The organism is Streptomyces sp. NPDC029292, from assembly GCF_055569295.1.
In genome coordinates this window covers 1,051,818-1,060,819 of record NZ_JBVHXR010000001.1, presented here as the reverse complement: position 1 = coordinate 1,060,819, position 9,002 = coordinate 1,051,818, and the positions used below count along the sequence as shown (strand labels likewise).

Genomic DNA, 9,002 nt, shown 5'->3' with positions numbered 1-9,002 from the left:
GGGGTGGGGGTGCGTCCTGTTTTTTGAAGTCGGGTTCGCGTCGGACGGTTCGGTTTCTTTGTACGGGTTGGGTCGGGTGGGACAGGTGGGGTGGGGGGGCGGGCGGGCGCCGTCCCCCCCGCGGACCGGCGCCTGTCCGGCAGATGGGCGTGCCGGCCCCCGCGTCTCCGGCGTGATCCGCCGGACGGGCGCCCTGGGCCACGGGCGCCCTGGGCCCTGTCGTCGAACTCCAGGGACCGCCTTCCGGGCGGACGGGAGCGTGACGGCAGGGTCTAGCGCGCCGTCAGGATGCGCGGGCCCGCGTCCGTGATCGCCACCGTGTGCTCCGCGTGGGCCGCGCGGGAGCCGTCGTTCGTGCGCAGGGTCCATCCGTCGGGTGCCGGGTGGTAGCCGTCGGTGCCGCCGCCGATGAGCATGGGCTCGATGGCGAGGACCATGCCGTGCCGGAGGGGGAGGCCGCGGCCGGGGCGGCCCTCGTTCGGCACGGGCGGGTCCTCGTGCATGCGGCGGCCCACGCCGTGGCCGCCGAAGCCCTCCGGGATGCCGTACCCCGCCGCGCGGCACACCGTGCCGATGGCGTGCGCGATGTCGCCGATGCGGTTGCCGACGACGGCCGCCTCGATGCCCGCCGCGAGCGCGCGCTCGGCGGTCTCGACGAGCCGTACGTCCGCGACGCGCGGCGCGCCCACGATGAAGCTGATCGCCGAGTCGCCCACCCAGCCGCCCAGTTCGGCACCGAAGTCGATGGAGACCAGGTCGCCGTCGCGCAGCCGGTAGCCGTCCGGGATGCCGTGCACGATCGCGTTGTTCACGGAGGCGCAGATGACCGCCGGGAACGGAGTGGGCGCGAAGGAGGGCCGGTAGCCGAGGAAGGGGGAGCGTGCGCCCGCGTCCCGCAGGACCTGGTGCGCCACCTCGTCCAGCTCCAGGAGCGAGACACCGACGGCTGCCACCTCGCGTACCGCGGTGAGCGCCCGGCCCACGACCTGGCCTGCCGTATACATCTCGTCGATCGATGTGTCCGTCTTCAGTTCCACCATGCCAATTACTATACCGGTATTAGAATGGGGGCATGGTACGTACCCCTCTGACCCCCGAAGAGCGTGAACGCGGCGAGCGGTTCGGGCAGTTGCTGCGTGAGGCGCGCGGCGACCGCAGTATGGCGGCGATCGCCGCGACCGCCGGGATCTCCGCCGAGACGCTGCGCAAGATCGAGACCGGGCGGGCACCCACCCCCGCCTTCTTCACGGTGGCGGCGCTGGCGGGGGCGCTCGGGCTGTCCATGGACGACCTCGTCGTGCGGTGTGCGCCGGCGCCGGTGGCGTGACAGGCGAACCGCATGGGTTTCCGGCTGGTGGCGGCGATCGGGCCCGCGCCGCTCGCCCTGTGGCCGGCCGCCGGACTCGGACTGCTGGGTTCCGTGGTCATGGCCACCGCCGAGCCCTCCCGCTCCTGGCGGACCGAGGCGCGCGACGCGCACTGGCTCGGGCCGCTGCGCAGCCCGGCCCTGCTCGTGCTGCTCACTGCCCTGTTCGGGGCCGGCTGGGCGGTCGGCACCTTCAACGTCTTCAGCGTCGCGTACGCCGAGGCGCACCCGGTGCCGGGCGGCGCGGGCATGCTCATGGCGCTGTCGGCGTTCGGAGCGCTGTTCGGCGCGGTCACCCAGGGCGCGCTCGGCTGGAGCGCGCCCGCGCGGCGCAAGGCCGTCCTGCTGGGCGCCGGGATGGCGGCGGCGTACTGGCCTCATGGCCCTCGTGCCCGGACCTGCCGGAGCGTGTCTGGTGGCCGTCGGCACCGGCGTGTTCTTCGCGCCGCTCCTCACCGTGTCGTTCGGTCTGGTCGGCGAACTCGCGCCGGAGGGGACGGTGACGGAGGCGTTCGCCTGGCTGGTCACGCCCGTCGGCGCCGGTATCGCGGCCGGTTCCGCGGTGACCGGTCTGCTGCTCGCGGGGTCCACGCTCACGGCCGCCGCAGCAGCCGGTGCCTGCGGGGTGACGGCGGGCGCGCTGGTGCCGGCCTTCGCGTGGAGCCGGCCGGCCGCCAACGCCCCGGCGGGGGAGGCCCGTCGGGTCTCGTGAGAGGCTCGCTCCAGGCTCCCGGCCGCGGCGACGCACACCGGTGCGCCCGCTTCGTGGAGAGCTCTGCGTCCGGTCTGAAAACTGGCCGTAGCCGTTCCGTAACACGGTTGGTGTTTTCTACCGGATCGGAGTACTCCAGTCGGGCGGGGAGTTGTGTGATGGCTTTGGAACAACTCCCGGGTCAGGTAGGGAAGTTCGCAAGCTACCTGAACGGGTTGATGGAACGGCTCGACCAGGGCGGCGGATGGTGCGCGGTGTTCTGGCAGCGCGACCCGGACGGCATGCGGGCCTGCCTGGACGGATGGGAAGTGCCGCCCTGGGACGTCGTGGAGGCGCTCCTCCAGGATGTCGCCGCGGAGTACGGCGCCCAGGCCGCGGCCCAGCAGACCGAACGGGCACGCGCCCTGCACGGCGCCTCGCTCGCCGCGTACGACGCCCGGCCCGGGGGCCGTGATGCCCTCGGTGATCGCTTGGACGTCATGCTCCGCGAACAGCGCTACGCCGCGGAGCGGCAGGCGGAGCTGGGCCGGCAGCTCCAGTCGGCCGCCTCCCAGGAGGAGGCCGAGTCGATCCAACTCGACCTCGCCTGGGCCCACGACGACCACGAACGCGCCACCGCCCGCTGCGCGGAGCTCCGCCTCCGCATGGAGAGCCTCGACCGGCGCGCCCTGCGCACCCATGCGGCGGGCGCGCTGAACCTTCCGGCCAGCGCGGCCGGGGACGTCTTCCGGGCACGGGAGCCCGAGGGCGGGGCGGATTCCTCCGGCGGGCGCCTGGTCCGGCGGGGGCCGGGAGCAGGTCCGGCCGAGGGGCGGCCAAGTGCCCCGGGGGCGCCGGACGCCCGCCGCCGCTCGATGATCCCGGAACAGACAGGCCCGGGGCCACGCTTCACGGACCCCGCGATGCCGGATGACCAGGGCTCCGCCCGCCCCGGCCCGGGCTCGTACGACCCTGCTACCGCGCGCCCCGGCTCGCACGCCCCCGCGGGCTCCGGCTCCGATGCGCACGCCTCCGCGAACTCCGGCTCCGATGTGTACGCCTCGCACGCCCGGCGCGACGGCGCGTACGCGCCCACGGGCGCCGGCTCCGGTGCGTACGCCCCTCGCGCCCCCCAAGGCGGCGCGCACGCCCCCGCCGCGCAACCCGACGACTTCTACACTCCCGCCGATCAGCCCGACCGCCCCCAACCCCCCACTGAGCGCCCCGCACCTGCCGACCCCACACCCCCCACACCCCCCGCACCCAAGGAACGCTCCAAGCGTCGCCCCCGAGGCAGCGCCCGCTTCGCCGGGATGATGGAGGCGGAGGCGGCCCCCGTGGCGGTGCCCGAAGTGGTGCCCGCGCAGCCTGCCCCGGCGGCGCCCGGCGGCCGTACCCCCCGTGGTGCCCGTTTCGCGGGAGCTGCCGAGGAGCCGGTGCAGCCGCGGGCGCAACCGTTGGACGACGAGGTGCGGCGGGCCACTGCCGAGACCGTCGAGACGCTGATCCGGCTGCGGAGCGAGGGCCGCAGCGGCGAGGCGCACGCCGTGCTGGTGGAGGCCGCGTACTGGCCCGCCCCCCGCTTCCCGCTGCTCGCCGCGGAGCTGCACCGCGCGGGCCTCGACGCCGACTGGGGCACCCTGCTGTGGGAGGCCGCCTCGCTCCCCGCCGACCGGCTGGTCGCCGCCGCGGACGCGCTCGTCGCGGCGGGCCGGGCGGCCGACGGGCAGCAGATGCTGCGCCAGGGCGTCGCCCGGCCCGCGCCGGAGATCGGGGCCGCCGTGCTGGGCCTCGCCGAGGAGGGCCGCCGGCGGGAGATCCGCGCGCTGCTCGGCGCGTACGTCCGTGTGCGCACCCCGGAGGAAGCGGCCCGCAGCGCGGAAGCGGACCCGCAGCGGCTCGTGCCGCTCCTGCTGGAGGCCGCCCAGGATGTCTCGGACGAGCGCCACTGGGATCTGGTCCACGCCCTGCGGGTCGCCGGGTTCACAGCCTGACCGTCGGCCGCCACTCGCCCACAGGGGTGCGAAACGTGATCGACTCAGCGGGTTAACGACGATGGTCTTGGCAAGGCTCTCCGGGGGGCTTACTTTCGAGCCTCTACAGCCTTTGTCTACGGGCGTAGAGGCTCTCTGACGTCCCGTCGAAGGAGCAGCTCATGGCCAACGTCGTACGTGCCGCTCTGGTCCAGGCCACCTGGACCGGCGACACCGCATCCATGGTCGCCAAGCACGAGGAACACGCCCGCGAGGCGGCCCGGCAGGGCGCCAAGGTCATCGGATTCCAGGAAGTCTTCAACGCGCCCTACTTCTGCCAGGTCCAGGAGCCCGAGCACTACCGCTGGGCGGAGCCCGTGCCCGACGGGCCCACCGTCACTCGTATGCAGGAGCTGGCCCGCGAGACCGGCATGGTCATCGTCGTGCCCGTCTTCGAGGTCGAGCAGTCCGGCTTCTACTTCAACACCGCGGCCGTCATCGACGCCGACGGCACATACCTCGGCAAATACCGCAAGCATCACATCCCCCAGGTGAAGGGCTTCTGGGAGAAGTACTACTTCAAGCCGGGCAACCTCGGCTGGCCCGTCTTCGACACCGCCGTGGGCCGCATCGGCGTATACATCTGCTACGACCGTCACTTCCCCGAAGGCTGGCGACAGCTCGGTCTCAACGGCGCTCAGCTCGTCTACAACCCGTCCGCGACCTCCCGCGGCCTCTCCGCCTACCTCTGGCAGCTGGAGCAGCCCGCCGCGGCCGTCGCCAACGAGTACTTCATCGCCGCGATCAACCGGGTCGGGGAGGAGGAGTACGGGGACAACGACTTCTACGGGACGTCGTACTTCGTCGACCCGCGCGGGCAGTTCGTGGGGGAGACAGCGAGCGACAAGGCCGAGGAACTCGTCGTCCGCGACCTCGACTTCGACGTGATCGACGAAGTGCGCCAGCAGTGGGCGTTCTACCGCGACCGCCGGCCCGACGCGTACGAGGGGCTGGTGCAGCCGTGACCGACCTGTACGCGCGGCACAAGGCGGTGCTGCCCGACTGGCTCGCGGTCTACTACGCCGACCCGATCGAGATCACCCACGGCGAGGGCCGCCACGTCTGGGACGCGGACGGCAACAAATACCTCGACTTCTTCGGCGGCATCCTCACCACGATGACCGCGCACGCCCTGCCCGAGGTGACGAAGGCCGTCAGCGAGCAGGCCGGGCGGATCATCCACTCCTCCACGCTCTACCTCAACCGGCCGATGGTCGACCTCGCCGAGCGGATCGCCCAGCTGTCCGGCATCCCCGACGCCCGCGTCTTCTTCACCACCTCCGGCACCGAGGCCAACGACACGGCCCTGCTGCTGGCCACCGCGTACCGCCGGAGCAACCAGATCCTGGCGATGCGCAACAGCTATCACGGCCGCTCGTTCAGCGCGGTCGGCATCACCGGCAACAGGGGCTGGTCGCCGACCTCGCTGTCGCCGCTCCAGACGCTGTACGTCCACGGTGGCGTCCGCACCCGCGGCCCGTACGCCGAGCTGAGCGACGCCGAGTTCATCGCGGCCTGTGTCGACGACCTGAAGGACCTGCTCGGCCACGTCCGCCCGCCCGCTGCCCTGATCGCCGAACCCATCCAGGGCGTCGGCGGCTTCACGATGCCGCCGGACGGCCTGTACGCGGCCTTCCGCGAGGTACTGCAAGAAAGCGGCATCCTGTGGATCGCCGACGAGGTGCAGACCGGCTGGGGCCGTACCGGCGACCACTTCTGGGGCTGGCAGGCGCACGCCGCCTCGGGCCCGCCGGACATGCTGACCTTCGCCAAGGGCATCGGCAACGGCATGTCCATCGGCGGCGTCGTGGCGCGCGCCGAGATCATGAACTGCCTGGACTCCAACTCCATCTCGACCTTCGGCGGCTCGCCGGTGACGATGGCGGCGGGGCTGGCGAACCTCACGTACCTCCTCGAACACGACCTCCAGGGCAACGCCCGGCGCGTCGGCGGTCTGCTCACCGAGCGGCTGCGGGCGATCGCGGCGCAGCTGGACGGCGTACGGGAGGTCCGCGGGCGCGGGTTGATGACAGGCGTCGAGCTGGTGAAGCCCGGCACCGACGAGGCGAACCCCGACGGTGCCGCGGCCGTGCTCGAAGCGGCCCGCGAAGAAGGCCTGTTGATCGGCAAGGGCGGCGGTCACAACACCAGCGTGCTGCGCATCGCACCGCCGCTGACCCTCACCGTCGCGGAGGCGGAGGAGGGCGCGGCGATCCTGGAGCGCGCGCTGAGGTGTACCCAGTAAGAGAATGAGCAAGGGATCGCGCCATGACCACCGCCTTGGAACCCGCCCTGTCGGTACGCCAGGTCCTCACCCTGGACCGGGTGCTCGCCGGAGAGCCCGAGGTGGTGGCCGGCGCGGGGCACCTCGACCGGCCCGTGCGCTGGGTGCACGTCGCCGAGGCCGCCGATGTGGGCGTGATGCTCACCGGCGGTGAAATGGTCCTCACCACCGGGGTGTTGCTCGCCGGTGACCCCGACGCACAGGCCGAGTACATCCGTTCGCTGCACCGCGCGGAGGCCGCGGCCGTCGTCCTGGGACTCGGCCGGGCCTTCCCCACGCCGCCGGACGTGATGCGCCGGGCCGCCGAGCGGTGCGGGCTGCCGATGGTGGTGCTCCATCGGCCGTTCCCCTTCGCCGAGTTGACCGAAGAGGTCCAATCCCGGCTCGTCAGAAGCAAGTTCGCGGCCGTCAGCCTCTCCGAGGCCGTACGGACCGCGCTCACCGGACTCATCACGTCGGGCGCTCCGTTGCAGCGGATGCTCGACGAGATCGCCGGGCACGCCGCCTGTCCCGTCGTCGTCACCAATCTCGCGCACCGGGTCCTCGCGACAGCGGGGGAGCGGTCGGCCGTGGACGACGTGCTGCGCGACTGGGAGCGCATCGCGCGGCAGGCGGGCGGCAGCGAGGGCGACGGATGGATCCGCGCCGAGCTGGGCGGGCGCGGCGAGCGCTGGGGCCGCATCGTGCTGTGCGGGTACCGCGGCGACGCCGCCACCGGGCGGCTGCTCGCCGACCGCGCCGCCGAGGCCCTGGTCCTGCACCGGATGCTCGGCGGCTCCGTGCACACCTGGGAGGAGCAGTCCGCGCAGAGCCTGCTGACCGACCTGGTGAGCGGTGTCGTACCGGCTCGGCAGCTGCTTCCGCGGGCGCGGGCCGCCGGGCTGCCGGTCAACCGGCGGACCTTCGTGCCGCTGGTGGTGCGGGACGGTGATCCGGCTCAACTCGACCGAATGCTGCGACTGTTGGGGCTTCCAGGGCTGGTCGCCGAGCTCGCGGACGGGGCCACCGCCGTGCTGCTCAGCCTCGCCCGGGACCAGGACGCGGACGCGCTGGCCGCGCACTTCGCCGCCCGGTTGCGGACCGAGACGGGCTCGCGCAGGACGGTGGTCGCCGCCGCCGGCCCGCGCATCGCGTGGGAGGACGTCCCCGGCGGCCTGCGCGAGGCCCTGCACGTCGCGGAGGCCGCCGCCGACGCGCCCGCCGACCAGGACCACCCGGTGCTCGTGCGGCTCCGTGACGTCCATCTGCGGGGCCTTGTCCGGCTGTTGCGCGACGATCCGCACGTCCAGTCCTTCGCCGAGCGGGAGTTGGACGGTCTGCTGTGCGGCGCCGACGCCGAGTCGGAGCTGCTGCCCGTGCTGCGGACGTATCTCGCGACCGGCCGCAACAAGTCGCGCACCGCGCAGCTGCACCACGTGAGCAGGCCCGCGCTGTACCGGCGTCTGGAGGCGATAGAGGCCCGTCTCGGCGTCGATCTCGACGACTTCGAGCAGGCGGCCTCCGTACACATCGCGCTGCTCGCGCACGACGCGCAACAGAGATGAAACATGGGACGAGGCGGGAAAACGGTGGTGAAACATGGGCCGACGCAGGGGTGACACCGTGGAACGCCATGCGTCCGCAGACGTGACACCGTGCAACTCAAACCCGCTCTCCGGGCTTTCTAGGCTCCTCGCACACCGAGCGACCGGAGGTCCCGATGAGCAGAGTGATCCGAGCCGCCGTCTTCCAGACCGCGTGGACCGGCGACAAGGAATCGATGATTCAGGTCCACGAGCAGGCGGCCCGCGACGCGGCCGCACAGGGCGCACAGGTCCTGTGCTTCCAGGAGCTGTTCTACGGACCCTACTTCTGCCAGGTCCAGGACAAGGCGTTCTACGAGTACGCCGAGCAGATCCCCGAAGGCCCGATCGTCCAGCGCTTCCAGGCGCTGGCCAAGGAACTGGGCATCGTCCTCATCCTGCCGATGTACGAGGAGGAGCAGCCCGGCGTCCTCTACAACACCGCGGCGGTGATCGACGCCGACGGCTCGTACCTGGGCAAGTACCGCAAGACCCACATCCCCCAAGTTCCGGGCTTCTGGGAGAAGTTCTACTTCCGGCCCGGCAACTCCGGCTGGCCGATCTTCGACACCGCCGTCGGCAGGATCGGCGTATACATCTGCTACGACCGGCACTTCCCGGAGGGCTGGCGTGCGCTGGGCCTCGCGGGGGCCGAGATCGTCTTCAACCCGTCGGCCACCTCGCGCGGTCTGTCCGGCTACCTCTGGCAGCTGGAGCAGCCGGCCGCGGCCGCCGCCAACGAGTACTTCGTGGGCGCGATCAACCGGGTGGGCGTCGAGGAGTACGGCGACAACGACTTCTACGGGACGAGCTACTTCGTCGACCCGGAAGCGCAGTTCGTCGGCGAGGTCGCCAGCGACAAGGAGACGGAACTCGTCGTCCGCGACCTGGACCTGGCCAAGCTCCGCGAGGTGCGCGACCGCTGGCAGTTCTACCGCGACCGCGCTCCGGGGACGTACGGGCCGCTGACCGCGCCGTAGGCGCATCGAGCTCCGCGGGGGGGGGGGGGGGGGGGGGTGGGCCGTGGTGAAAGGTTCTTCCCCGGAGAAAAAAGATCACCCCCAGC

8 protein-coding genes are annotated in these 9,002 nt (G+C 72.4%); 7 read left to right on the top strand and 1 reads right to left on the bottom strand.

Features of this window, described 5'->3' with window-relative positions:
- Positions 1–272: 272 nt before the first annotated feature.
- Positions 273–1,040: a type I methionyl aminopeptidase gene (gene map / locus ACZ4WS_RS04845; protein ID WP_467977099.1), complete on the bottom strand. Its 768-nt coding sequence runs from the start codon at positions 1,038–1,040 to the stop codon at positions 273–275.
- Positions 1,041–1,072: 32 nt separating this feature from the next.
- Between map and ACZ4WS_RS04840 the strand changes: the two genes are divergently transcribed.
- The 7 genes from ACZ4WS_RS04840 (at position 1,073) to ACZ4WS_RS04810 (ending at position 8,916) form a co-directional block, all read left to right on the top strand.
- A complete protein-coding gene (locus ACZ4WS_RS04840; protein WP_467977097.1) occupies positions 1,073–1,327 on the top strand; it encodes a helix-turn-helix domain-containing protein in 255 nt (84 codons plus the stop codon).
- 418 nt (positions 1,328–1,745) lie between these two features.
- The gene (locus ACZ4WS_RS04835) at positions 1,746–2,078 is read left to right on the top strand and encodes a hypothetical protein (RefSeq protein WP_467977095.1); all 333 of its coding nucleotides are present in this window, start codon (positions 1,746–1,748) and stop codon (positions 2,076–2,078) included.
- A gap of 158 nt (positions 2,079–2,236) precedes the next feature.
- Complete coding sequence (locus tag ACZ4WS_RS04830; RefSeq protein WP_467977093.1) at positions 2,237–4,051, top strand: hypothetical protein; 1,815 nt, start codon at positions 2,237–2,239, stop codon at positions 4,049–4,051.
- 161 nt (positions 4,052–4,212) lie between these two features.
- Positions 4,213–5,055, top strand: coding sequence for a nitrilase-related carbon-nitrogen hydrolase (locus ACZ4WS_RS04825; RefSeq protein WP_467977091.1), 843 nt, complete (start codon positions 4,213–4,215; stop codon positions 5,053–5,055).
- Positions 5,052–6,335 (top strand): aspartate aminotransferase family protein, encoded by a 1,284-nt coding sequence (locus tag ACZ4WS_RS04820; RefSeq protein WP_467977090.1) that lies wholly within the window; start codon positions 5,052–5,054, stop codon positions 6,333–6,335. Before ACZ4WS_RS04825 ends, ACZ4WS_RS04820 begins: the two co-directional genes overlap by 4 nt.
- A 23-nt stretch (positions 6,336–6,358) precedes the next feature.
- Positions 6,359–7,918 (top strand): PucR family transcriptional regulator, encoded by a 1,560-nt coding sequence (locus ACZ4WS_RS04815; protein WP_467977088.1) that lies wholly within the window; start codon positions 6,359–6,361, stop codon positions 7,916–7,918.
- Positions 7,919–8,073: 155 nt separating this feature from the next.
- Positions 8,074–8,916 carry a nitrilase-related carbon-nitrogen hydrolase gene (locus tag ACZ4WS_RS04810; protein ID WP_467977086.1) on the top strand — a complete coding sequence of 281 codons (843 nt, stop codon included), beginning with the start codon at positions 8,074–8,076 and terminating at the stop codon, positions 8,914–8,916.
- The last annotated feature ends 86 nt before the right edge of the window (positions 8,917–9,002 follow it).